The following is a 24,382-nucleotide window of genomic DNA, read 5'->3' as shown; positions in this document are numbered from 1 at the left end:
CTTAGGTTTCATCGAAACAGTCGACCGGCAATGGCGCCCCCCCCACAATGTCGGGGTGCGCGTCCTGAGCGTCCACGTTCAGCACAATGCGCCCGTTAAAGAAAACCAGGACACGGTCCGATACCATAAGAATCTCGTCCAATTCGGGGGAACTGAACAGCACGGTCACACCGGCGTCGGCCAGGCGCAACAGATGTTCCCAGACCCAGTGCGAGGAGGCCACATCGAGACCCCGCGTAGGCTATTCCAGCAAGAGCACCGAAGCGTCAGAAGGGATGAGGGAAAGGAGCAGGCGCTGCTGGTTGCCCCCGGAAAGGGCGTCGGCACAAAAGTTTGGGCTGAGCCGCGAATGCGAAACTGCTGCACCTTTTGTTCGGCCACCTGACGCGCCTGATGCCACGGAACGCGGAAACGGGGGGCGCAGGCGGCCAGAGCGAAGTGTTCCGTAAGGGTAAGACCCGCAATGAGGCCTTCTTTCAGGCGGCCTTCGAGCACGAACGCCACGCCGCGGCGTCGAAAGATATCGTGATGCCAGTTCGTGCAATCCTCGCCAAAAAAAGGAAAGGCGTCCTGATGTGGGACGTTGCAGTCCGGCGGCGATCCGTAAAAAAACACCTTGACCGCTGCCTTCCAGCCCTGCCAGTCCCACCACTTCTCCTTGTCGAAAAGTCGCCGTCGCCTCACGCAATCCCGCCCGTCCTCCTGGAGCGCTCACCTCCTGAAATTCCAAGCTGACACGAGCGAGGGGGCGTGCCGATTTGCGCAGGGGGGGTGGAGGGGTACCGAACATGAGCGTCAAAATGTTCCGGACATCAAAGGGGGCGTGCAGGGATCCCGTCACTTCCCCTTGGCGCAGGACCGTGACGTGTTCGCACAAGCTTTCCGCATCTTCGAGTTTATGCGAGACGAGCAGCACGGTTCTGCCTTCTTGGGCCACGCGCCGCAAGGCGCGAAATAAAAGCTCCTTTTGAGCCGTGGAAATACCCGTTGTGGGCTCATCCAAAATGAGCAGGCGGCATCCCAGGGACAGCAGGCGAACCAATTCCAACTGCTGGCGTTCCCCCAAGGTCAAGGATTCCAGAGGGGCTTCGGGATCCAAATAAAAACCGAAATCCCGACACAGGGCGTCCAAAAGGTTCGCCCAGGTTTTGGCGGATTTTCTTGGATGCGTGGGTTGTCCGAGCATGAAGTTTTCAAGCACGGTCAGGGGGGGGAAATCCAAAGGATCCTGATACAGCATGCCGATACCGGCTCGAAAGGCTTGCGCCGGATGCGCAAAATCCACTGAGCGGCCGTCCAGCAGGATTTCTCCGGAAGATCGGTGAATGGTCCCGGCAAGAATCTTCATGAGAGTGCTTTTGCCGGCGCCGTTTTCTCCCAACACACCGTGAATGGTGCCTGAGCCACGTGCAGATCGACGCCGCGATTGGCGTGCACCGACCCGTAAAACTTATGAATCTTTCGAAGCTCAATCTCCATAGCACCCCATGGGAAAACATAAGGCGGCCCGCTTGCTCAAGCGCACCGCCTTCCAGAAACGGCCTTGGTTTCCAGCCCTCTACTTGGCGCTGCTTTGGCCTTCCATACCCTGCAGAAGCTGTTTCATGCTCCAGATGTCATGATCCGATGCCGCACCTCCCGCCGGCACGAACACCGACCCATCCTGATAGAGCAGAGGTCCGGCAAACAGGTTGAGTGTTCCCGAGGCCAGTTCCGTTACGAAACCGTCCAAAGCGCGCGCTACCTCGGGGTTCAAGGCCGGCCCCTTCATAAACCCAAGGGCACTGGTGTCTTCGTGATTCAAGTCTTTCCAATCCGGTCCCAGCCACAGCCATTGGGGTTTCCAGTTTTCCGACATGGCCGCTTGCACAAGGGCCACGTAGCCCGGGCCCCAGTTGTAGTAGGGCACACCCAGGCATGCATCGGGAGCGGCGTCGCAGGCGCCCTTGTAATCGTAAGGCACAGCCCAGGCTTTCCGACCCTCCTTGCGCTTTTGCGACGCCACAGTGAGGGCTTCTGTGGTGTCGATGCCGGAAATGACCACATCATAGCCGCTGTTGAAGAAGTTGTGGGCCACCTGCGTGGGATCGGCCGTGACCCCTGGAATATTGAACCAAAAGCCGATCCAGGTGACCTTGAAATGCAACTTGTCCGCGGGTTCCTTGCGCACTTGAGTCCATGCGTGGCGTGCGCCCAGATAGGTCGCCGCCGCCAGGCGGCGGGTTTCTTCATTGATCAGCGGGCCCAAGTAGCCGATTTTGCCCGTTTGCGTGGTCAGAGCCGCCACAAAACCGGCCATCATCTTGCCGTGTATTCCATGCGCACCATGAGATTGGACAGGTTCGAGGGGTTGACCTTGTCGATGTAGAGCATCTTGGCGCCCGGAATTTTCCGTTCCACGTACAAGCCGGCATCATAATGCGCTTGACTCCAACCCTTGTCGTTGTACGGTCCCACCAGAAGCAGCCCGAAAACGAAAGGCTTTTCCTCGGCCCAGGTCGGCGTTGGAGGCCTCAGAAGCACCGCAGCCAGGAGCATGATGCTCCACGTCACCAGACGAACTCGCTTACCCATGATGTTCCCCTCCACGATGATCGGCCTGCCGCGCTGTGATTCTTTGTTTTCCGGCAAATTCTGTGTTGCATGCGGCACCGGCTCTCAATGCTCAAATTCTAAAGAGAAGGGCCTGGGAATGCAATCGCCGCTTCCTTAAAGAACCTTTTTTCCGAAAGGTCGTCGAGCCTTGACAAGGCGGGATCGAACCTTATAATGCGTTCGAAACATCTTGTGCGTCACACACAAGGTTATTTCGCCCCAATCGGTAAGGAGGTCGAAGGTTATGCCCATCTATGAATACGAATGCACCCAGTGCGGCCACATCACCGAAGCCATGCAACGCTTTTCCGATCCGCCCCTGACCGAGTGCTCCCATTGCCAAGGGCCGGTGCGCAAGATGATTTCCATGAGCACGTTCCATCTCAAGGGATCCGGTTGGTACGTCACCGACTACGCTGGAAGAAAACAAAACGGCAACAGCCATTCCAAGAAGAGCGGCGAAACAGGATCCGGCAACGGTTCGGAAGCGACGAGCGCGTCCAACGCTTCCTCCAGCGCGTCCTCAACGTCATCGTCCGGCGAATAAACTTCCTTTATGCCTCGGCAGCAAGCGGGCCCTTCGGGACCCGCTTTTTTTTGAGCCAAGGGTTGGATCGCTTCTCGGGAACCTTGCTCAGTGAAAAAACCCTTGGGATTCGCCCTGCGTGGCCAACTCTTTACCCTCGGCGATTCGGCCTAAAATGTCCGCCGCCACGCCCGTTCCCATGCGGCAGGGAACGCACTTGCCGCGGGATTCCCGCTGCACGGTTTCCACGTAAGTGCGGGCCATATCCACTCAATCCACGGACCTGGGATCGAAAAGAAAGAACCCGTCCCAGCCCATCACGGCCTGAATCGGATTGCCCGGCGCAAACTCTCGAATCGTTTGAAGGGGCCCAAGTTGGGCGTCATTCAAGGCATCAGGGTCGGCTCGATGAACGTGCCCGTCCCAGACACCGAAAAATTCCGAAGTGGAAAGCTCCTATTCTGCACTGTACCTACTGTTCCTGGTTGCCATGCTGTCGTCATCCCACAAAGTTGCTCGCGGTGTCAATCGTCAAAGCTCAAAGCCGCCCGTGTGGCTGGCCCCACGATGCCATCCACTTTGAGGCGTCCCGAGGCCTTTTGAAAAGCTTGAACAGCCCGGGCCGTCTCGGGCCCGAACACGCCGTCCACCGCGACCGTGTGTCCCGCACGGCACAGAGCTTCCTGAAGCCGAAGCACATCATTGCCGCAAAGGGCCGGTGTGTGCAGTCGAAGCACGCGCGCAGCCTCCGGTTCTTGCGCGGAAACGCGCACCGGAGCATCCAGCACCATGGAGGCGTCGATGCGCACGCCGCGCACCATAAAGGGCAGTTCCAGGTTCCATTGGCCTTGGTCCATGAGGCTTTTAAAGCTTTCCATGCGGTAGACGGTTTTTCGAAGCAGCGCATTGCTGTGTTGGGCGAGCCAGTCCCGGCGGCGGCGCACATAGGCCTGAATCCAAGCCTTTTCCCCCACTTGGGACGGGTTTCCCATGTGGTCCGTGGTGAGATCGCGCAGGCGCTGCCAAGATCCATGCACGCGGCTGTCATAGATCACCGAGATTCCCAAAGCCGAGGTGATGTGAATGTTGTTTGCTGAAATGAGGCTCGGTTCCCAATAGACGCGATCGAAAAACCGATCCTGACTATCCCGCATGACAGGATCCTGGCCTGCTTCACCCAAAAGAGCTCTCAGGCGTTCGTCAAAATTGAGAGAGCGATCTCGGTTGGCCAGTCGATCCATATAGATGTAAAGATTCGGGCCGAAGACGGCGTCCGGCGCGGCGCAATAGTCCCGCACCAGCAGGTACAGGTTTCCACTGGCCAGCGTAGTGTGTGATCGGCCGTAGGTCAATTGGCCGGGATCCTTAGGATGATACGTCACTTTGCCGTAGTCGCCCCGAGGCCGACCTGTTTCAAAGACGTTGACGATGGCCTGGGCGGCCTTTTTCTGCAGTTCACTCAGTATATTTTCCCTCCTTTTTGCGGATGCCTCTTCCATGTAAGACGGCTTCATGATATCCAGACGGGACTGAATGGCATTCATTTTATGTGCGGACGCCTTGGAAAGACAAGCCGAGGTCTGCGGAAAGGCAAAGCTCGTGAGCAAAAGACTGGATAATTTTCGATGGCACGTGGCGTGAGAGGCCTTGGTTCCCTTGATGATCGGCGGCATGGGCGTGAACATCTCTACGGCCGAATTGGCTCTGGAAGCCGCCAGGCTCGGCGGCCTCGGACACATCTCCGATGCCATGATGCCCGCGGTCACCGATCAAGTGCTTGGGACTCTCTTTGTACCGGAAAAGTTGCGGGAGCATCGGGCCAATGTGAAGCGACTCGACAAGTCTTCAGTGCGTTTTCAGGTAGCGCGTGTGGCGGAAGCCACCCGGCTGTACGTGACCCAGACCATGGAAAAAAAGCGGGGACCAGGACTCATTTTCCTCAACTGCATGGAAAAGCTCACCATGGCAAACCCCAAGGAAACCCTGCAAGCGCGCCTCAAGGCGGCTCTGGATGCGGGCATTGACGGCCTTACCCTGAGCGCGGGGTTGCACCTGGCGAGCTTTTCCCACATGGCCGACCACCCTCGCTTTCGCCAGGCGCTGCTGGGCATCATCGTTTCCTCGGTTCGGGCTCTGAAACTTTTTCTGGCCAGAGCGGCTCGCGTTCAGCGCGCTCCCGATTACGTGGTGGTGGAAGGTCCGTTGGCTGGCGGGCACCTGGGTTTCGGCCTGGACTGGCATCGATTCGATCTCAAAACGATCTTTCAGGACGTCATGCACTTTTTGAAAAAGGAAAGGCTCTCTATTCCCGTGATTCCCTCGGGCGGCATCTTCACGGGCACCGATGCCGTGGAGTTCATGGAAGCGGGAGCGACAGCCGTCCAGGTGGCCACCCGCTTTACCGTCACCAGGGAATCGGGACTTCCGGATGTGGTGAAACAGCGCTACTTTCAAGCGACGCCGGAAGACATCGAAGTGAACATGCTTTCGCCCACGGGTTACCCCATGCGCATGCTCAAGACCTGCCCGGCCGTGTCCCAAAGGGTTCCACCCGCCTGCGAAGCCTACGGCTACCTTTCGGACGGCTCGGGACGCTGCGCGTACCTGGATGCCTACTATCAGGTGGGTCACAACAGCGGCGCCGAGAAACTCAAAAAGAGTCAAAAAGTGTGCCTGTGCACCCATATGCGCCGCTACCAGTGCTGGACCTGCGGTCATACCACCTCTCAGCTCAAGGACACCACGCGAAAAAATCCCGACGGCACTTACCAAATTCTCAGCGCCCAACACGTTTTTCAGGACTACCAGTTCAGCACCGATCACCAGGTGGCGCTGCCCAAAGAGGTGCCCCGGTCGATCCCCCGATGACCTTGAGCCGCTTGGCTGAAAGTTCCCCCCCTGACGCCGAAAGCGCCCGGCTTCCCCGCCGTATTCTCTGTGAAAACACGGCACGGCGTGACACCACACGGCTTCATGGGGAACGTCAGCTGTGCCGTGATCCTCAGAAGCCTGTCCAAGAATGCCGATTCTGGCCAGTTTCTGCCCCATAACTAGTTGAAATTGCTAGATCGCCGTGGGGCGAAAACGAGTTCTCAAACGGCCTCCTTCGCTGCCGACGCATAACACCCTCTCTCCATGCCTGCACGGGCATTTCCTGACGGCCACACCCCCAAAGGGAGCCGCCGGGGTCGTTTGGGCCAGCCTTGCGGTGTCACTTACGCTGCCCTTGACACAATCCTGCAAAAGCGATAAAGGATCTACGATTCACAACGTGGGGATGTAGCTCAGTTGGGAGAGCGCAGCCTTCGCAAGGCTGAGGCCACGGGTTCGAATCCCGTCATCTCCACCAACCTTCCAAGCTTCACCCCCTGCCATGGCCCTCCATCCCTCAGTGCACCGAGGGTTTTTTATGGTCGTAGGACACACAATTCGCCCTGTCGCTTCAAGCAACGTAGATCTGGAAGCTCATTCAACCCCCAAATCCCTCCAAGACGGCCCGAAGTTTAATTGACTTGCGCCTCTCGCTCGGCTTGGCAAAAGCGGGTCGGAAAGTATGAAAGGACATCGAGCGGCTCCTGGGCCATGGTGGAATGGACTGCGCCATAGAAAAAGTCCGCGCCTCTCGGCCCAAAAGCTTTGGGTAATCATCCCGGTCAGCCCACCTCCGCTTGGTTGCCTACGCTCGATGGCCTGAGAAGCCACTGCAATGGATCCATTCCCAGACCAGTAATCAGGCGTTGAATATCAACACAATTTTTATTATACGCTTTTCAATCCTTGCAGCATCCCCATCACGTACGGAATCGTGGCAAAGCGGTTATACCGTTTAGCGCGGAGCGGAAAGGTATGGAAAGCCAGTACCCTTGGGCAACTTTCGAAAAGGGGTGAAAAATGCTACCGCATTTCGCACAGATACTGGCGGATTTTCTGGTGAGTCGAGCCGGGGTGATCACTATTTGTGTCCTCATTGTCGCCGTCTTCCTATTCCTGTGTTATCGCTTTCTTCGAGATTTAAATCCGCTGAGCGAGGAACTCAATAAAGCTCTGAATCTCGTGACGGCTCAACCGTCAATGAGTGATTTTTCAACATGTCTTCAGGATTTCTCAAATGAAATAGAAAGTTATAAGACTCTTGGCCCCTTCTGGCGCGAGTTTTACGAAACGCTTATTTTTCCGCAATCACAAGATAAAGACCAATCCATTCGAAACACTAAGGAAGTCGCCTCGTGTTTTAATGAAAGCACTATACTTGCTCCCAATATAGACCTTCCCTATTATGCCGCCGTTCCCAACTATCTCACCGGCTTCGGCATCCTGGGAACCTTTATGGGGCTCGTTGCGGGTATCTACAGAGCAAGCCAGGGCTTGGCTTCGAGCGATGCCGAGGAACTGCGCCACGCTCTAGAAGGGCTTCTCGGGGGCGCTTCCATGGCCTTTTGGACCTCGATTGTGGGGTTGGCCACGTCCATTCTTTTTTCCTGGTTTGAAAAGCGGCAGCTTCATGGCGTCAGGCGGCTCATCACCCGTTGGAATGACGAGCTGGAACGAAGAATCAAACGGATCACCCATGAAGATCTCGCCGGACTACAGCTGCAGGAACTCCGCAAGCAATCGGACTTCCTGGAGGAGTTTACGACGCACATTGCCTACAACATCGCCGGTGCACTGGGAGATAAGATGAATGATCGGCTGGTCCCGGCCCTGGAACAGTTGACTCACGCGGTCGAGGAGATGCGCGACCACCGCAACCAGACGAATACAGAAATGCTGGTAGAGATTGTTCGGGAATTCAAGAACACGTTAACGGCGAACGCCGGCGAGGAGATGCAAGCTTTATCCCACAGTTTGGAGAAGATGAACAATTCCTTGAGGCCGCTTTTGCAAGAAATGGCGGATGTCCACAAGCAATTCAAGGATGCCTCGCAGGCGATATCGACCCATATCATGGAATCCTACAAGTCCGGCTCCGAGGAATTTGCCAAGTGCGTGGTGGACACCATGAATCATGTGAGAACGGCTACAGGTGAATTGGGTGAGCTGCTCTCTAACCAGCTTAGATTAACCTTTGAGCAGGGGCGTCGGGAGTTCGAAGCCTTGATGGGTTTATTTGCGGAAAGGTTACATGACTTGGAAAAAGCAGGGCAGACCTTTCGAACTGTGTTGAATGATGCGGAGATCACACTGAAGGGCTTGAAGGAGGCCGTCGAGCATGTCAACGATCTGTCGCAAAAATTTGCATCTGTTTCAGAGCATCTTAGCGATGTGTCTACTCGTATGCAGAGAATCGCCCAAGAAACGGGCCATACCCATGCATCACTTCAAAGTCTGGCCGCCAAAGTCAATGACGGTTTAAACCAGTTTTATCAAGTGCAGGAAACCATCAAAAATCAATGGCATAGTTATTTAAGTCGCTTTGAAAACGTAGATGCGGCGCTCAATCGCGTTTTCATCATCCTGACCAACGGCCTGGAAAGCTTCGCTGCGAATACAAAAGACTACGTGAAAGCTTTGGACGAGCATACGGGGCAAATCACAACCAGCTTTGGCGGCGCAGTGAAAGAACTCCAGGAAGCGATCGAGGAGTTGAACGAAGCACTGAATTCTCGAAGACAACCATCATAGTGCCAGCGAACGGATCACACCTCACGGATGAGTTGCTATCAGTTCATTTTTAACTCATATGGAAGGGAGATATGCAATGAAAGGGGAAGACGGCGGGCAAAGTTATCTGATTTCCGTCAGTGACATGATGTGTGGACTTCTTTTCCTATTTATTATTACTCTAATGGTTTTTGTCATAAATTTTCACGTAGAAACATTGAAGAAGACGGAAGCTCTTGAGCAAGCCACCAGAAACAATGAACATGTCGCAGAGAAGTTGAGAAGCTTGGCGTCGGATTACAGAAAAAAGACACAGGAACTTACCCACACACGCGAAGCCCGCGCCCAGCTGCTGGAGGAGGTCAAAGCGTTTCTTGAAAAACAAGGTCTGCAGGTCTATGTGGATCAGGATCAAGGAGTCCTACGTCTGCCTGAAAAAATTCTTTTTCCTCTGGGATCTGCGGACTTGCAGGCCGAAGGAAAGGAGAATCTGCGCAAACTCGCTCTCGCCCTCCGTGCGACCGTGCCATGCTACGCGGGAAGCCATTCAGCCCCACGGCCGCCCACGTGTTCGCAGGACAACTTTCGGCCTGGGACTCTCGAAGCGATTCTGATCGAAGGTCATACGGACAATGTTCCCATACGGGAGGGTGGGCAATTTAAGAACAATTGGGAATTGTCCGCCAAGAGAAGCATCGTCACCTACTTGGAAATGCTGCGGGCTGAACCAACGCTCGCAGACTTGAAAAACCCCAATGCGGAGCCTCTGCTAGGTGTCAGCGCCTATGCGGAGACTCGTCCCATTGTTCGGCATGAGAAAGAGGCGCCAGAGCCCTTGAACCGGCGGATCGACTTGCGGTTCTTGATGGCTCCCCCATCTCCGGAGCGGATAGAGCTTTTGAAAGAGGTTGAATAAACTGATGGCTGGCTCCTTTAAAAAAAGTTTAGACAACTTTGTCCTCCCGAGAAAATTAACGGACGGTGTGGGACTTCCTCATCACCTTCCCAGAGCCGCGGCTTATATCGAAGAACTCCTTTCCCCTTCAGAACTCAAGCCGCCGGCAAAAATCGATCTGGACCGCACCTACAGCTACCTCAGGATTCAGTGGAAACGGGGAACGCCCTTAGCATCCATGGACAAGAAGCAGCTCAAAATGGCCCCATGGGTTATCTTTGACATGCATCGTCCCCAAGTCCTCGCGGGCGATGGTTCATTCTCCGAAGACTATTTGGATTGGCTAAGGAAAAGAAAAACAACGTCGCTCGTCTCCTCTTTACTCTTCTCTTTCTTAAAAGAATATCCTAAAAAACTTTCTACCTTCAATTTGTGGCGACAGGCCATGCACAATCTTCTTGAGTCTTCAAATACTTTGCGCCTGCGCAAATGGCTCAACGCCGCCTCTCAATATCACCTCCTGGAAGAAAACGGTCCGGAAAAATTCGCCGAAGCTGTGCTGGATGGGGATCAAGCGCCCGAAGAGATCCTGCGATCGGCGAAGCTCGAAGGAGAACTTGAAAACCAGGGATTTTCGAGATGGGCTTATGTGGCGGGGCTCAGAACGGTGGAGTCCCGCTTGTCCTCAGATGCTCTCACCATGAAACAGTTGGACCGCCTGATGCAGTGGTCTCAGCGTGATAACACCACCAAGGGCCTGAGGTATTCCACTGAAAAGAGGTTCTTGGCCGAGTCCTTGCTCCGGCCGTTTATGCGTCGAGCCGCTCCGGAAGAAATGAAAAAGAAAATCAAGTCATTTCTTGTCTACCACTTGGGAGACCCCCGTTTTCAAGGAGAACAATGGTTTGGTGTTTCGGAACAAAGCATGCAAGTGATTCGGTCTTGGATGATCGAAGCGTCTCTGGAATATTTTTTCCGGGTGCTCGACCATACTGCAGATCCTACATGGATGTATCGCAAGGCGTTTTGGGGGGCATTCTTAGATCGGGGGTACATTCGTGAAGCTTGGCCCATTCTCGGCAAGATGGCTCTACGTGCGGTAAAGCGGGCGAAAAACGCGATCGAAGAGGAGGTTCTCTGCGGGACATTGAGCGGTGCTATCATGGCCAATCAGTCCGTCCTCGTCTTGGTCATTGGAGATTTGCTCATTACGGAATGGAGCCACCACGGCAAATGCAGAATCTGGCATTTGGAAGAGGACGGCGCGCAAGCCCTGAAGAAGCGTTGGTTCTACAATACGGATGTGCCTGTGACCGGAGATGAGCTGCGAAGTGGCGCTCATTATGAAGTGATCCACAGCGGGTCGGAATACGGTCGTTGGCAGCAACGTATTTATGCCTATATCAATAAACACACCGGCATAAATATTCCCTACAAAGATTTGATGCCCGGAGATGTCCCATGACGGCTCAACTTATGCATGAAGCGGACGCCCATGGATACGCCTTTACCTGTGTTGCAGCGGGTTTAAAAATCCCGTTCAGGCAATGGATCCAGCACACGCCACTGCTATCCGACGGCGCGCCGGCACGAGTCGGCATTTTGTCTCGACTCGTTGAGGACGAAAAAGCCTCTTTGGATGTTGATGGCTTTGAGGTTCATCTCTCCCACGATGCCGCTTCTCACTTGCAATCTTGGGAATTAAAGGGGCTCGGATTGCCCGATCCGGCTCCTTTCCACCTGGAAATTACCACCAAAGGAGTGCTAACCAGCCAGAATTTCTCGGTTGATTACCGCTTTGTCTATCCTGATTCGCGCCCGGCGGTGGGAACGGAAAGAACGGGGAGCCTTATTCGTCATGGTAACCGCCGATATACATTAGTTCAGCCTCTTTGGGGCGTTATTCAGCTTATAGACGGGTATAAGGAGAAGCCCATTTTGGATATGGATGAGCGATTCCAATGGTGGGCCAGAGTTCAAGAAATTCTTCCCGAAAATACAGAGTTAAACTCCTTCCTTAAGACGATGAAAATCGTTCGGGCAGAGAGATTCACGATAGATTTTATGGATAATGTCACCTTTACGCCGCGTTTTGTAACATTAAGCGGGCGCTCGGATCAAATGGACGTCCCAACGCCAACACCTGTGGAAGCCCAAGATCTCTTACCGCCGGAGGTGCAAAAGGAATTCAATGATCACTTTCTCAAAGCTCAAAGCATTCGAGCGCGATATGGTTTTAAGAACCGATGGTTTATTGCCTTGTCCTCGACGCTGGAAAAAGTGTTGGACAAGGTTCGTCAAATGAACACGCTGTCTTTTAATGAACGCATGCAATTTTTGCACAACCCCAGGGCGTTCTTACGTCAAGCCTTTGAGGGGGTTTTCGATCCTGAAATCCTTGAAGAAATTTTTGTAGAAACGCCCTTTTTCTTGAGCGAGCGCATTAAATTTCTCGGGCAATGGCATCCGAAAAAAGGCTTTTATATTAGGTACGAAGGGGAAGAGTGGTTGCCTGAGCGCATTCAGGAAATTTCGATTCCTACCCCAGAAGGGCTTTTGGTGGTCAGCGGCGATGCTATTCCCATCTTTAAGCAAGCCGTGAGATCGGCTTTAGATCGGGGTGCAAATGAAATCAATTGGGAGAACCGGAAGGTCACCTTAACTGAGGAATTGTGTCGTGCCTTGGAAGAAATTCCAACAAAGAAGATCCATGAAGAGAAGTCCGACAAGGCTGTCCAAGGGCCTCGTGGACCCGACATCAAACCTATCATCGAAGACAACTTGGAAAAAAAGACCTTTGAAAAAGGGATCATCGCCCAATCAAGGCCGCTAAAGGATGTGCCTCCTCGATTAGTCCAGGGCACGACGCTCTTGGATCATCAAAAGCAAGGTTTAGAATGGCTGAAAAAGCATTGGACCAGTGGAAGCTCGGGCTCTCTTTTGGCGGATGACATGGGCTTAGGCAAAACGCTTCAAACTCTGGCCTTCTTGGACGTTCTCAGACAAAACATGGAAATTGATGGCGGACTGCGCCAACAGCCATTCCTTGTGGTGGCTCCCACAGGGTTGCTGTCCAACTGGGAGGCTGAGGCACGCAAGCACCTTCAAGCAGCCGGGTGGCACATACCGGTTCGAGCTCATGGAAGCACAGGGAATAGTTCGTGCTTTCAAAGCCTGAGGCAGGCTGAGCAGACATTCAAACTCGCACTTTGGGTGCTCACCACCTATGAAACGCTCCGTGACAAAATCAACTATTTCCTTTCCACATATTGGGCGGTCGTAGTGTTTGATGAAGCCCAAAAAATCAAGAACCCGCTCTCTGTGGTCAGCGACATGGCCAAGTCCGTGAAAGCGGAATTTACCCTGGCACTCACAGGAACGCCCGTGGAAAACAGTTTGGCAGACCTCTGGTGCATCATTGACACTGTGCAACCCGGACGGTTCGGGTCGCTTAAGGATTTCCAGAGAAAATATATGCCGGATCGATTTCCAGAGGAAGAAAAGCTTCTTGAACTCAAAAGGGAAACGGAAAGGCCACCTTCTCACCCTTTGCTGCTACGACGCAACAAGGAAGAGCACTGGAAAGAAAAACCCAGGAAGATCGAGAAGAAAATTGAAGTGATCATGACCGATTCACAAGCGGAGATCTACACAAAATGGGTCAACAAAGCGCGCATGAGTGACCAGAGTAAAGGGCTTATGCTCTCCACTTTGCAACATTTGAAAGCCACCTCATTACATCCAACCATGCATCCAGAAGGGATGAACGACGAGGAATATATTCGAGCATCGGCGAAGCTTCAGGCAACTTTTCAGACTCTGGACCAAATCCAACAAATGCAGGAGAAGGTTTTAATTTTTCTTGAATATCTGGCAGTTCAAACCATCTTGGCGGAAATCATTGAAAGGCGCTACGGATGCCAGCGCGTTCCCATTATCAGTGGAAACATAAGCGGGCCCAAAAGACAGCAACTGGTGGATGACTTTCAAAAAGATCGCAATGGATTCGGGGTGATGATCTTATCGCCGAAGGCAGGAGGAGTGGGCATAACCCTCACGGCAGCCACCCACGTGATTCATCTTTCCCGCTGGTGGAACCCCGCTGTGGAGGACCAATGTAATGACCGTGCCTATCGTATCGGCCAGAATCGGGATGTAACCATTTATTATCCCTTGGCGGTGCATCCCGAATATGGAGAAAAACACAGTTTTGACATCAAGTTGCACGAGTTGTTGGAGCGCAAAAGAACCATGAGTCGGACACTCCTGATACCTCCGGCTTACACGGAACAAGACACGGAGCAACTCTATCGAAACGCCGTCGAATTTTGATCGGGCTACAAGTAAAGGAGCTCATCAAGCCCTTGACGAGGCGATGCGGGCCGTATTTCTGCACCCCAAAGAAGAGGGCTTCGTTCGGCAGGCAAGATCCATCCAGCTCGAGCAAGAGGGGGGACACTTGGGCGCTTGGTGGAAAACGCCGTTTCTGACTCAATTCGGTTTGTTCTAAGAAGCCCTAAAGGCTTTTGCGCCGTCTGGTCCTGCCGATATTTTTCGGGATGGGATGGAAGACGCCTCCGTCTTCTGCGCATTGTTCACGCCTTGTTCGGACGGCATAGTGCGTGAAGCCGTCGTGAGAATCGTGATGATGGCCTGCTGCGGTGCGGCGAGAAGAATGGTGAACATGACTTACCTTATGGAATGCATGTGGAGGTCGGCTCTTAAGCCGATCCATGTAGGCCTCGGGCGCTTAGGGCGGCCGCGCCATACAAGGCGGCGCCGGCGGCCAGGACCGCAAGGAATCCATAGGTCATGGCGGCCAGGACGGCCACAAGGGCGCTGAGGACCGAAGCGCAACCGTTGACGGCCCAGGCCCATGGCACCAGGTCGGGATGGGTTCGAGCCAGGAAGCCCAGTCCCAAAGGCATGGGCATGCCCAGGAAAAACGCTACAGGGGCGATGCCCACCACCGCGTAAGCCCATCGCAAAAGATCGGGAAGACCCTGAGCCCACGGCACGAGATAAGCCCACGCACCGCCGTAGCTCGCCACGACGAATCCGGCAAAGAAGGCCGTCAAAGTCAGCTTGTTTCGGCGTCGCAGCACACGCTGGGTGTCCAGCCATCGCACCCAACCCCGGGAGGCGAGGCTTCCCAAACCCGCCCACAAAAGAAAAGATCCGACGGTTCCGGCAAAACCGTACACAGGATGCCCCAAGAGAAACACGTTCTTTTGAATGACCACTGTTTCCACCAAAAGAAAGGCCATCCCCAGCGCACCAAAGTAAATAAGGATTATGCCAAAGGGTTTTAAAGATCGCCGAAAGGAGCCTCGAAAAGAAAAAGCTAAGGGTGCGGCGATAAAAATCCCCGCGGCAACCAGCGCCTGTGCCAGGGCCAGCACCAGCACAGGAACGCCCCAAGAAAGCAGCGAAACACTCCGGTCGTGCGGTGCCGAAAGCAGCCTTTGCCACGTTTTCCAGTGAAGGAAATGAAACACATAGGGCCGATTGTCCGTTACGGGATCAAGGGCGAAAGGAGACGCCTTCCTCAACTCCCCGGGTCGGGCGGTCAAAAAAGTTGTTACGGCCTCAGCCAGGGATCCTTCGGAAGAGACGTGAAATCTTTGGGCTTGCTTCGGGCTCATGTCAGGAAGATAAGCCACATCGAAAGAGCGTTCCTCAGCAAACCTTCCAATGAAGTCTTGTTCTTGGGGGGTGATCTCGCTTTTTTTTACCAGCAGCAGCGCCGTGTTCCAGTCATGCATCAGGGCCAAATGGCGATGGGGATGCTTTGTGCCGCGCCGCCTCAGGGCTGCTTGGGCGGTGGCCACGAAACGCAGAGTGGATCGAGGGGGCACCATCAGGCTGTGCGGCAGGGCCAAGCAGCCGTTGGAAGTTAAGCGATCCAGGTACAATGTAAAAGCTTCGACGGTGCCTTCGTAGACTTCCATGAGGCTTGCCGCGCCGGCGGCCGAGGCGCTCAGGGCGCCGAGGGACACGGGGACTATGACGTCATAGTGCTGCGAGTGCTCGCACAGAAAGCGACGGGGATCGGTCACATGAACGGTGACGCGGCCAAGACGGTCATCGGGTGTGAGTCCCCAGGCCAGGCGGGAAATGAGTTGGGTCACATGAGCGTTTCTTTCCACCACCTCCAGATATGAAATGCCCTCCAGAAGAGCCACAACGATTTCCAGATTGCCTTCGAGGCCCAGGAGGAGCGCTCGACGATCCTCTGCATTTCTCGGTTCCAGAGCCGTCAATCGGTAGGGCAGGGTGCCCATGAGGCAATGGCGAAAAGAAAAATCTTCGGAAAAAGCACTCTTGGCAAATAGGGGAAAAGGTCCGGCTCCGTCCACGAAAAGGCCCAATGGCGTCGATGGAGCTTCCGTGGTGCAGGAGAGGCTCCATCCCGAAAGGGATCGAAAGGGCACATGTGGACTTTCCAGCACGGTCACCCAACCCATGGGGCCGAACCGTTCCGCCGCCACGCGACTTTCCGGAAACTGGCGGGCGAGCGCCAACCCCTTGTATGGATAAGGTGTGGGCGTCAAAGCACTGTGGGATACAAGGAGCTGCAGTGCAAGATTGACCAGAACACCCATGAGGGCCCAGGGAAAACGTTTTCCCGAGCGCAAGAACACCGGCGCCGAGGCGGCCAGGGCCGAGACCAGGCGCAAAGCCCAAACGGGATTGACGACATGCAAAAGATTGACGGCCAGCGCCGTGCCCAAGGCCGCTCCTAAAAGATCCGCCAGATACAGCCGGTGGATGCTTTCCGGTCGGGCGCGAAAGACTAAACCCGATGCCATTCCCGCCGCAAAGAAGGGAAGGCTCAACCAGGCATAGAGGGCGGCAAGGCGTACCAGCTGGCGGACGTCCCATAGGATTTCCAAAGGGTTGAACGAAAGGCGGGACAGCCCCGCTGCGGTCACAAGCTGAGCGCAGGAAAGAAAAATCGCCACGCCCGTAAAAGCGGCGACGGGGCGCCGAAGCAAAAAGCGCTGCGCTAAGGTGACCCCTGTGGCGCCGGCGCCGTAGCCCATCAAAGCCAGGCTCAGAATCATCGAGGCAAAGTGATGTTCGTAAACGATGTGCAGAAACCGAACAAGAAGCACCTCATGGGCGAGGGCGGCGCAGGAGACGAAAAATACCGCCGTGAAAGAGATCATGGCGAGCCGGCGCCTCGAGTGAGGGGCACAAAGGCCACTGGCAGCACACGCCGCGTGGTCACCGTGCCGACTTCGGCCTTTTGAACCACCGTGAGATACTGCGTGAGAAACGGCGGCCCCACGGGAGTGACCAATTTGGCGCCGGGTTTTAGTTGTTGCAGAAGCGGTGGTGGTATGTGAGGAACCGCAGCCGTGACCAGAATGCCGTCAAAAGGAGCGTGCTCTTTCCAGCCGAAATAGCCGTCATCGATTTTCACATGCACGTTGGCATACCCCAACGCTTTCAGGCGCTCTTCGGCACTTCGGCCCAACGGCGGAAGAATTTCCACGGTGTAGACCTCCCTGGCGACGTGCGCCAAAACAGCCGCTTGATAGCCCGAACCCGTTCCGATTTCCAAAACTTTGGCGTCTGGGGAAAGATCCAGCAGTTCGGTCATGAGGGCCACGATAAAGGGCTGGGAAATGGTCTGACCGTACCCGATGGGTAGGGGGCGATTCTCGTAAGCCACATTGACAAGATCGGGCGGCACAAACCGGTGGCGCATCACCCGGCCCATGGCCTTCTCAACCGCCGAAGATAAGGCGCCTCGGCCCGTTTCCGCGGCCGTCGCCGCCACATCCTGCAGGACTTCGCGCACCATAGCTTGCCGGGCTTGCACAAAACGGGCATCTTCGGCATCGTGAGAAGCCGAACAAGGCAGGGCTTTCAGGCCGGCCAGGGCCATCGCCATCGGGATCAGAAGTATTCGGGCGGCGATCAATCGGTCGTGCCGGGGAGAATTGTTGCGCACCACCCTTGTCCCCTTTCTACCTAAAGGCCGACGCTTGATGATTTTATACAACCATGGCGTGAAGCCTTCACTGGGGTCAAGCCTTTTATGGAAATTTTTCGGCAGGAGTGACTGGACGTTTCATGACCCAGCTTTTCAAACGCCATACCATGGCGTATAGAAAAATTTCTGAAAGCTCCTTTGGCTCGGCCGTGCCGCCTCACTAAGTTTTTCCGGCCATAAGCCTGGCTTTAGGGAAAAGAGTTCTCCAAACCCGTTTATGGCGGCTTTGCCGCGGAGCTGGCGGTGAAGTGATGTCCACCGAGGAAGGTGCCGACTTCGTGGACCTTAGGCCTTTGAGGTTGTCGGGGCTTCAAGGTGGTGTGCAATGGCTTTCCACAGAGTGAAATGTCTTGCACACGTGATGGTTAAACTCCTGCACACATGCCGTGCAAAGGTCCTCCTGGTCATGCTGTGTATTCTGGGCCTTGCGGCTTCGGCTCACGCAGTGCCTACGCTCCAGGTCGGCGTGTGGACCGGCGCAGGCTATGCGCCTTACACTGACAAGGGGTTCGACGAAGACACCGCCTTCACCGATGCCCCCTCTCCGTTTGAGATCCTTGTGGCGGGAGCCTATGGTTCCAAGACGGTCGACTTGGGAGGCCAACACTGCGAAGGAGCCAACTGCGGCCGGGACTGGAGTGCGTTCGGTTTTCCGGATGTCTTCAACGGGAAGGGCGCCATACTTTTGCTTTCGGTGCCGGATAACGCACCTAACGGTTTGTCGTCCTACAATGATCTTAAAATATTCGTCGACAATGGGGCTCCCATAACGGCTTTCTACTTTGACGCGGATAAGATCTACTTCCCCAACAACCATTATCCTGTGCAGTCGAATGTTTCGGATTTTCTGTTTTTGATATCGGGAAGTTTAAAGACAATGAGACTATTCAAGACTTCTCTAACTCTTCCGGTAACGCCAAAAACGAGCAAAAGACGATCAAGATAACCATCCCTTCATCTTTATCAGACTCACTAACGTGGATGCATTTCGACGTAATGGCCTTGGAAACAACCAAAAAAGGTAAACCGAAAATCGTAACACACTTGGACAATAACCCCGGCTCACACGACGTCACCTGGAACTCCGACGGTGGTTCGCCACCCAATATCATCCCGGAGCCGGCCACCATGGTGCTTCTTGGATCCGGGCTTTTTGGGTTAGGCTGGAGGCAGCGCCGAAGGTCGAAGAACAGATGATGCGTGCGGCACATGGCGAAGGGTTAGGGTAGCTTGCCGTGAATCTTTAAGGGCACTCTGCCTTGGGCGCCTGAATCGGCGCAAGGTTTTCACCTGTTGATCATAGGGGATGAGGATTTTCCTGTGGGGAAAATCCCCATCCTTTTTGGGTAGAAGAGACGGACCGAAAGCGAGCCGTCAGGGGGAGCAGTCGCAGAGCATTCTTTCATTGCGTATTTCCCCCCACTGTGAGCTGTGGCGCGACGGCGTATCACAAAGGGCGCCGGAGAAGGGGCGAACCCTTCCCTGGCAGCCCTTATTCAGCTGTCCTATTTGATCACCTGAACCTGAACGCTGGCGGTGCCGGTATTTCCCGAGGTGTCAGCGGCCGCGGCTTGAATCGTGTGCGCGCCGGCTGCAGCGTTCCTGGTGAACCAGGTGTATTTAAGTGCAGAGCCCGTGGTGGAGGCTTTGAGCACACCGTCGATGTAGCATTTTAGAGACGCCACCTTCACGTCGTCGGTGGCGCTGAAGGAGATGGTCACTTTCCTGCTCACCGTGGATCCGTCGGCGGGGTTCAGAATCTTGACCTGGGGCGGCGTTCGGTCCCCGGGATCCGGAATATTGTCCACCGTGACCGAGACGTTTTTGGAAGTGCCCACATTGCCGGCTTTATCCCAAGCTTTGGCCGTGAAAGTGAGGGATCCGTCGTTAAAATTTAAACTATTCAGGCTGAAGGCGTACGGCGCTTCGCTCGCTTCGGCCACCAGCTGTCCGTTGGCGTAAAGCTCCACGCGCTCGACGCCCATATTATCCGAAGCGGACACATCCACCGCCACCGTGCCAACGACCATGGTTCCGGCCATCGGCGATGTGATGGCAACGGTCGGGGATTGGGTGTCTACACCTGCAATTTCTATAGCCGCCAAAACCGCCCCATGGGCATCCACCCGCCCATGGCCGTAGAAGGTGTCCCAACCGGCTGTGCCCAGGTCCACAGCGGTTTCCTTAAGAAGATTTTCCACCTGATCCGGCGTCAGAGTAGGCTGGACGGAGAAGACCAGAGCTCCGACACCGGCCGCCGCGGGACTGGAAAAGGAGGTTCCAGAGACACTGGCGTAGCCGCCGCCTCGAGCCGTGGTCATAATGCCCGCGCCTGGCGCGGCGACATCCACGTAGTTGCCGTAACTGGACCAGCTGGCTTTCGTGTCGGACCTCGTCGTGACGGATACCGAGATTATGGCCGGATTTTCCGGCGTGCTTTCAAAGGATCCGGTGTTTCCTGCGGAAGCAAACACCACGCCGCCCTTTTGTCGAAAATAATTGGCGGCGCTGGTCACCGTCGAACTTCCGCTAACCATGTAACTGATGTTGGCGATGCGCGCGCCGTGATCGGCGGCCCACATCAACCCGTTGGCGATGGTGCTGTAATAGGCATATCCGTCCGGTTGACTGATGCGCACGGGCATGATGCGGGTGTTCCAGGCAAGGCTGGCCACGCCCAGAGCGTTGTTGGCCGCCGCACCAATGACCCCGGCCACAAAGGTTCCATGCCCGTAGACGTCGGAAGTGTCTGCGTTATTGTCATAGATATTCCAACCCGGCACCAGCTTTCCGGCGAAATCGGGGTGCGTGCCGTCGACGCCCGTATCCAGAACCGCCACGATGACGCCGTCGCCTAAGGCGAAATCCTATGCGGCTGGCGCTTTCATGAGGGGCAAATGCCACTGACTGGCAAACTGAGGATCGTTGGGAAAGGTGTCGTCGGGAGGGATCAGCGCGTCGGGTTCCGCAAAGGCAATTTTTGGATTTTTGGCAAGGGCCTTGGCAATAGCCTCTTCCAGCTGTGGAGGAACCGTGACCACATGCACGCGGATCTTTTGCAGGGCTGCGAGACGACGGGCGCCGTGATTCAAAGGAACGTTATCCAGATCTGCATCGTCGACACCCACACGTGCCTGAACGAGAAGGCGGCCAGGGACCCACTGGGGCTTTTGGGTCCCAGCGGCGACCTGCAGCGCCATCAAGAAAACCATCACAGCAAGCAGGACCAGGAGCGGATAGACGCGGCATATGACACGACGCGCCTGGGGCTGGGTCCGTTGAGGGAAAATGGGTTCTGAAAAACATTTTTTGCGGCCATAGGATTCACCTCCTAAAAGCCAAGAAAGATGTTGATTGAAGTGGCGTTAGAGGAACGGGAAGACGCTGGATTCACGGAGAGATGGAGGTGTTCCCGTTTCTTCGGCAGCCCGGCCGTCCCGGCATTTTGGGGGACCCGTGGCTTTGCGCCCCCGCCTTGCGGCGGGTTTGCCCATTCGGAAACGCGAAGCTTTGAACCCACATTATTGTTATCGGCTAAGGATCTACGGAACCTAAGTGTTTTTTTCCGTTTCGCAAAAAACTGAGGATGGGGGTAGGCTTACTGCGGCGCGCCGGCGCCGTCTCTCAAATTTTCGCCGGTCTGTGAAAATTTTATGTGGCCAGCCTCAAGGCCATCAGGAGCGCCCATAGTAGTCCAGATACCAGGCCACAAACTTTTGAATGCCTTCGCGAATGGGTGTGGCGGGCCGAAAGCCGAAATCGCGACTCAAGTCGTCGATGTCGGCGTAGGTGGCCGGAACATCGCCCGGCTGCAGAGGAAGAAATTCCTTGCGCGCTTTCTTGCCGAGGCATTCTTCCAGAACGCGGATGAATGCCATCAGTTCCACCGGTTGATTGTTGCCAATGTTGTAAAGCCTGTATGGAGCGGCGCTGGAGCCTGGATCCGGGGCGTTTCCGGACCAGTTGGCATTGGGTGCAGCCGGCCGATGCATCACGCGCACAACACCTTCAATAATATCGTCAATGTAGGTGAAATCCCGAAGCATTTTGCCGTAATTGAACACCTTGATGGGTTCATCGTTGAGGATGGCCCGTGTGAACAAAAAAAGGGCCATATCCGGGCGGCCCCAAGGGCCGTAAACCGTAAAGAACCGCAGCCCTGTGCACGGCACGGCGTAAAGGTGCGCGTAGGTGTGGGCCATGAGTTCATTGGCTTTCTTGGTGGCGGCATACAGGGACACGGGATGGTCCACATTGTCGTGGACAGAAAAGGGCATGCGCGTGTTGGCGCCGTAGACCGAACTGGACGAGGCGAACACCAGGTGCTGCACGCCGTACCGCCGGCATCCCTCCAGAATGTTCATAAAGCCCGTAAGGTTGCTGTCCACGTAGGCGTATGGGTTTTGCAAAGAATAGCGAACGCCGGCCTGAGCCGCCAAATGCACCACCACGGAAAAGGCATAATGGTCAAAGACCGCTTCCATGGCCGCTCGGTCTTCCAGATCGATTCGATGGAAGGTGAAGCCGGAAAAGCTTTCCAAGATTTTCAAGCGGTCCCATTTGATGCGTACATCGTAGTAGGCGTTCACGTTGTCCACGCCCACGACGGCGTAGCCTTCGGAAAGGAGCCGTTTGGCCAAATGAAAACCGATAAAGCCCGCCGTGCCCGTCACCAGCACGGGCACAGCCGGATCCAGTAAACCGGCCATGGCGTTTCAATCCTTTTTCTTGAGGCGCACGGTCAGCACAGAGCAGGAAGCCTTGCGCACGACGCGGTCGGCCGTGCTGCCGAAAAGCACATGGGCGATTCCTGTAAGACCCTGGGATCCCATGACCACCAGGTCGATGCTCTGATCTTCCACAAAGCGCACGATTTCTGTGGCCGGATAACCAGAAAGAATGTGGATGGCGTAGGGCTGTTTTTCTCGAAGCTGACGCACGTAGCGCTCTGCAATGGCCGCCTTGGCCCCTTCGGTGGCCCGTTCCACGAAATGCACGTCGATTTCCAGCGGCACGTAGATTTCTCGAATGGGCGCCGTCGTGAACGTGACCAGCACATGCACCAGGTGCAGTGTCGCTCCGTATCGCCACGCCAAATCCTTGGCCGCGATAAAGGCCTCATCGGCGTTGTTGCTGAAATCCGTACAAAAGGCGATGGATTTGTAGAGATTTTCGCCCATGACTTTTCTCCTGTGCTTCCAAGGGTCACAGCTTTGCGGCAGGCTTCAGGCGTCAACAATCCACACCGTCATGCCTCGTGCCAATCTCGTCACGGATTTGGAGACGCTTCCTAGGAAGAATTCCCTCACGCGACTCAAACCCCTTCGCCCCATGACCACGGTGGAACAATCCAGGGCCTTGGCCCGTTCCACGATGATGAAGGCGATATCCTGCCCTTCTACGCCAAAGTCTTCATGAATGGAAGATTCAGAAAAACCGGCCTGCAAAAGCATATCGCGAGCGGTGGCGAAGGTGCGCCGCATTTTTTCTTCATCTTCCGGATGCCAAAAGTAGCCGCTCACGTGCGGATGGGATTCCTGAATGGTTTCGATGCGGCGAATCACATCTCGGGTGAGCAGATTGGGAGAAGCGGGCGGCAGCACATGGAACAAAATGAATTCCACATGGGAGCATCCCTTGAGAAGGCGCGCGGCGTATTCCACGGCTTTTAAGGATCCGGGTCGATCGTCTAGGGCGATGAGCACACGCTCCATGGGGTCGGCTCCTTAAAGGTTAAAGGTCTTTAAACACCTTGGCGAGGGAATCGCCCGCCACGTGGATTTTCCATTCATTCAGATAACCAAAAGGGGTTTCTAAGACCGTAAAACCCGTGCGTTCCAACCGTTGGCGCACGTCCTGCACCATGGCCCGGGCCGTCTCAAAGGATGCCTTGGTGTCCGCCAGATGATTAAAGGAATGAAGAACAATGGTGCTGGTGTCGAACTTTCGAGCGATCCATTTGGCGTTTTTAACCCACTTCTCCACCACCTTGCTCCGGCGGTCATCGTCGTGGGCTTCCGCATGAAAAAAGATGACCACGGCGTTTCGACACTCCTTTTCCTCCTCCCGATCGGGCACCTCGGCCAGAGTCTTTTGAAAGGAGCGGTACCAGAAATGGGGCGCATAAAACATGAGCAGCTTCATGGATTCGCTCGATTCCTGGGCGTCTTGGCGAAGCGGCACGCCTTCCTTGCCCTTCAGGGCACGGCCGTCGGCGTCGACCGCTATCGGGATCCATATACACCGACCGGGACAAAGGGCGCAAGGCGCCGAAACAAAAAGGCCGTTTTTCTTGGGCGCATATTGACATTGGGGGGGGCTGCCGATAGGATGCGGCTTTGCCATGGGTGCGCTGGAAATGTGCGAGTTGTTTCAGATCTTAACCGGCAAAGGATGTGCGTCGTGCCGCGCGATGCGCACATGGAAAAGGGGTGTTTGAGGTGCCGGAAATGAGCAGGCGAGATGGGCAATGGCCCTTCAGAGATCAGCGGTGATCACCTTCATGAAGGTGCGCTGGCGTATTTTGGCCGTTCGATCCGTCCTGGGCCTGGTTTTTGCCGTAATTTTGGGATGGATTTTTTTCCCCGAGGCTTCAGGCGGAAGGATCGCCGTTTTGGCGCTTCTTCTCGTTTTCTCGGCCTACGTTTTGGAAGCGCTTCGAGCCCAGCGCAAATGACCCTTCCACGGACCGTGTTCGGGCGCCCGTTCGAGCGGCGCTCGACGGGCTTTTTTGTTGAAAGCAAGAAAAAAACATTTTCGG

The 24,382-nt window shown here is 55.2% G+C and carries 21 protein-coding genes, 1 tRNA gene, 1 pseudogene and 1 riboswitch; of the genes and pseudogenes, 10 read left to right on the top strand and 13 right to left on the bottom strand.

Annotation, left to right across the window (positions count from 1 at the left end; genetic code table 11):
- Position 1: 1 nt before the first annotated feature.
- The 3 genes and pseudogenes from ACUVSA_RS06730 to ACUVSA_RS06720 all read right to left on the bottom strand — a co-directional run bounded on the left by ACUVSA_RS06730 (position 2) and on the right by ACUVSA_RS06720 (position 2,538).
- The gene (locus ACUVSA_RS06730; protein ID WP_445894236.1) at positions 2-223 is read right to left on the bottom strand and encodes a hypothetical protein; all 222 of its coding nucleotides are present in this window, start codon (positions 221-223) and stop codon (positions 2-4) included.
- Between the two features lie 18 nt (positions 224-241).
- Positions 242-1,393 carry an ATP-binding cassette domain-containing protein gene (locus tag ACUVSA_RS06725; RefSeq protein WP_445894274.1) on the bottom strand — a complete coding sequence of 384 codons (1,152 nt, stop codon included), beginning with the start codon at positions 1,391-1,393 and terminating at the stop codon, positions 242-244.
- Positions 1,394-1,558: 165 nt separating this feature from the next.
- Positions 1,559-2,538, bottom strand: a pseudogene (locus ACUVSA_RS06720) (BMP family lipoprotein).
- Positions 2,539-2,839: 301 nt separating this feature from the next.
- Between ACUVSA_RS06720 and ACUVSA_RS06715 the strand changes: the two are divergent.
- Positions 2,840-3,142 (top strand): FmdB family zinc ribbon protein, encoded by a 303-nt coding sequence (locus ACUVSA_RS06715; protein WP_445894235.1) that lies wholly within the window; start codon positions 2,840-2,842, stop codon positions 3,140-3,142.
- A gap of 87 nt (positions 3,143-3,229) precedes the next feature.
- On the opposite strand, the gene ACUVSA_RS06710 is transcribed toward ACUVSA_RS06715, so the two are convergent.
- Entirely contained in the window at positions 3,230-3,385 is a 156-nt protein-coding gene (locus ACUVSA_RS06710) for an NADH-ubiquinone oxidoreductase-F iron-sulfur binding region domain-containing protein (RefSeq protein WP_445894234.1), read from the bottom strand.
- 260 nt (positions 3,386-3,645) lie between these two features.
- Entirely contained in the window at positions 3,646-4,665 is a 1,020-nt protein-coding gene (locus ACUVSA_RS06705) for a peptidoglycan-binding protein (RefSeq protein ID WP_445894233.1), read from the bottom strand.
- Between the two features lie 115 nt (positions 4,666-4,780).
- Here ACUVSA_RS06705 and ACUVSA_RS06700 point away from each other — a divergent pair, with 115 nt between their 5' ends.
- From ACUVSA_RS06700 to ACUVSA_RS06675, 6 genes are all read left to right on the top strand, one after another.
- Entirely contained in the window at positions 4,781-5,989 is a 1,209-nt protein-coding gene (locus ACUVSA_RS06700) for a nitronate monooxygenase (RefSeq protein WP_445894273.1), read from the top strand.
- A 405-nt stretch (positions 5,990-6,394) separates the two neighbouring features.
- Positions 6,395-6,470: transfer RNA gene (locus ACUVSA_RS06695), tRNA-Ala, on the top strand.
- Between the two features lie 542 nt (positions 6,471-7,012).
- Positions 7,013-8,743, top strand: a complete 1,731-nt coding sequence (gene zorA / locus ACUVSA_RS06690; protein WP_445894232.1) for an anti-phage ZorAB system protein ZorA — start codon at positions 7,013-7,015, stop codon at positions 8,741-8,743.
- Between the two features lie 76 nt (positions 8,744-8,819).
- A complete protein-coding gene (locus ACUVSA_RS06685) occupies positions 8,820-9,638 on the top strand; it encodes an OmpA/MotB family protein (RefSeq protein ID WP_445890444.1) in 819 nt (272 codons plus the stop codon).
- Positions 9,631-11,082, top strand: a complete 1,452-nt coding sequence (locus ACUVSA_RS06680; RefSeq protein ID WP_445894231.1) for an EH signature domain-containing protein — start codon at positions 9,631-9,633, stop codon at positions 11,080-11,082. The genes ACUVSA_RS06685 and ACUVSA_RS06680 overlap by 8 nt, the downstream gene beginning before the upstream one ends.
- Complete coding sequence (locus ACUVSA_RS06675) at positions 11,079-13,949, top strand: DEAD/DEAH box helicase (protein ID WP_445894230.1); 2,871 nt, start codon at positions 11,079-11,081, stop codon at positions 13,947-13,949. The genes ACUVSA_RS06680 and ACUVSA_RS06675 overlap by 4 nt, the downstream gene beginning before the upstream one ends.
- Before the next feature lie 389 nt (positions 13,950-14,338).
- Here ACUVSA_RS06675 and ACUVSA_RS06670 read toward each other — a convergent pair whose 3' ends face one another.
- Both ACUVSA_RS06670 and ACUVSA_RS06665 read right to left on the bottom strand, forming a co-directional pair.
- A complete protein-coding gene (locus ACUVSA_RS06670) occupies positions 14,339-16,789 on the bottom strand; it encodes a hypothetical protein (RefSeq protein ID WP_445894229.1) in 2,451 nt (816 codons plus the stop codon).
- On the bottom strand, positions 16,786-17,520 hold the full coding sequence (locus ACUVSA_RS06665; RefSeq protein ID WP_445894272.1) for a protein-L-isoaspartate(D-aspartate) O-methyltransferase: 735 nt from the start codon (positions 17,518-17,520) through the stop codon (positions 16,786-16,788). Before ACUVSA_RS06665 ends, ACUVSA_RS06670 begins: the two co-directional genes overlap by 4 nt.
- Positions 17,521-18,028: 508 nt before the next feature.
- Here ACUVSA_RS06665 and ACUVSA_RS06660 point away from each other — a divergent pair.
- Both ACUVSA_RS06660 and ACUVSA_RS06655 read left to right on the top strand, forming a co-directional pair.
- The gene (locus tag ACUVSA_RS06660) at positions 18,029-18,568 is read left to right on the top strand and encodes a hypothetical protein (protein WP_445894228.1); all 540 of its coding nucleotides are present in this window, start codon (positions 18,029-18,031) and stop codon (positions 18,566-18,568) included.
- Positions 18,481-18,819, top strand: a complete 339-nt coding sequence (locus tag ACUVSA_RS06655) for a choice-of-anchor N protein (protein ID WP_445894271.1) — start codon at positions 18,481-18,483, stop codon at positions 18,817-18,819. Before ACUVSA_RS06660 ends, ACUVSA_RS06655 begins: the two co-directional genes overlap by 88 nt.
- 308 nt (positions 18,820-19,127) lie before the next feature.
- Here the strand turns inward: ACUVSA_RS06655 and ACUVSA_RS06650 are convergent, their stop codons facing one another.
- The 6 genes from ACUVSA_RS06650 to ACUVSA_RS06625 all read right to left on the bottom strand — a co-directional run bounded on the left by ACUVSA_RS06650 (position 19,128) and on the right by ACUVSA_RS06625 (position 23,967).
- Complete coding sequence (locus ACUVSA_RS06650) at positions 19,128-20,465, bottom strand: S8 family serine peptidase (RefSeq protein ID WP_445894270.1); 1,338 nt, start codon at positions 20,463-20,465, stop codon at positions 19,128-19,130.
- Positions 20,466-20,489: 24 nt separating this feature from the next.
- Complete coding sequence (locus ACUVSA_RS06645) at positions 20,490-20,822, bottom strand: S8 family serine peptidase (RefSeq protein ID WP_445890449.1); 333 nt, start codon at positions 20,820-20,822, stop codon at positions 20,490-20,492.
- A 219-nt stretch (positions 20,823-21,041) separates the two neighbouring features.
- Positions 21,042-21,123, bottom strand: a riboswitch (cyclic di-GMP riboswitch).
- Between the two features lie 173 nt (positions 21,124-21,296).
- A complete protein-coding gene (locus ACUVSA_RS06640; RefSeq protein WP_445894227.1) occupies positions 21,297-22,331 on the bottom strand; it encodes an NAD-dependent epimerase in 1,035 nt (344 codons plus the stop codon).
- 6 nt (positions 22,332-22,337) lie between these two features.
- The gene (locus ACUVSA_RS06635) at positions 22,338-22,802 is read right to left on the bottom strand and encodes a universal stress protein (RefSeq protein ID WP_445890451.1); all 465 of its coding nucleotides are present in this window, start codon (positions 22,800-22,802) and stop codon (positions 22,338-22,340) included.
- 45 nt (positions 22,803-22,847) lie between these two features.
- Positions 22,848-23,336 carry a universal stress protein gene (locus tag ACUVSA_RS06630; protein WP_445890452.1) on the bottom strand — a complete coding sequence of 163 codons (489 nt, stop codon included), beginning with the start codon at positions 23,334-23,336 and terminating at the stop codon, positions 22,848-22,850.
- Positions 23,337-23,355: 19 nt separating this feature from the next.
- The gene (locus ACUVSA_RS06625; protein ID WP_445894226.1) at positions 23,356-23,967 is read right to left on the bottom strand and encodes a threonyl-tRNA synthetase editing domain-containing protein; all 612 of its coding nucleotides are present in this window, start codon (positions 23,965-23,967) and stop codon (positions 23,356-23,358) included.
- A 124-nt stretch (positions 23,968-24,091) separates the two neighbouring features.
- On the opposite strand from ACUVSA_RS06625, the gene ACUVSA_RS06620 reads away from it, so the two are divergent.
- Positions 24,092-24,298 (top strand): hypothetical protein, encoded by a 207-nt coding sequence (locus tag ACUVSA_RS06620; protein ID WP_445890454.1) that lies wholly within the window; start codon positions 24,092-24,094, stop codon positions 24,296-24,298.
- Positions 24,299-24,382: the final 84 nt, after the last annotated feature.

Source organism: Desulfosoma sp., from assembly GCF_052743555.1.
Note: the sequence above shows the minus strand (reverse complement) of the source record. Positions and strands in the feature narration are given on the sequence as shown.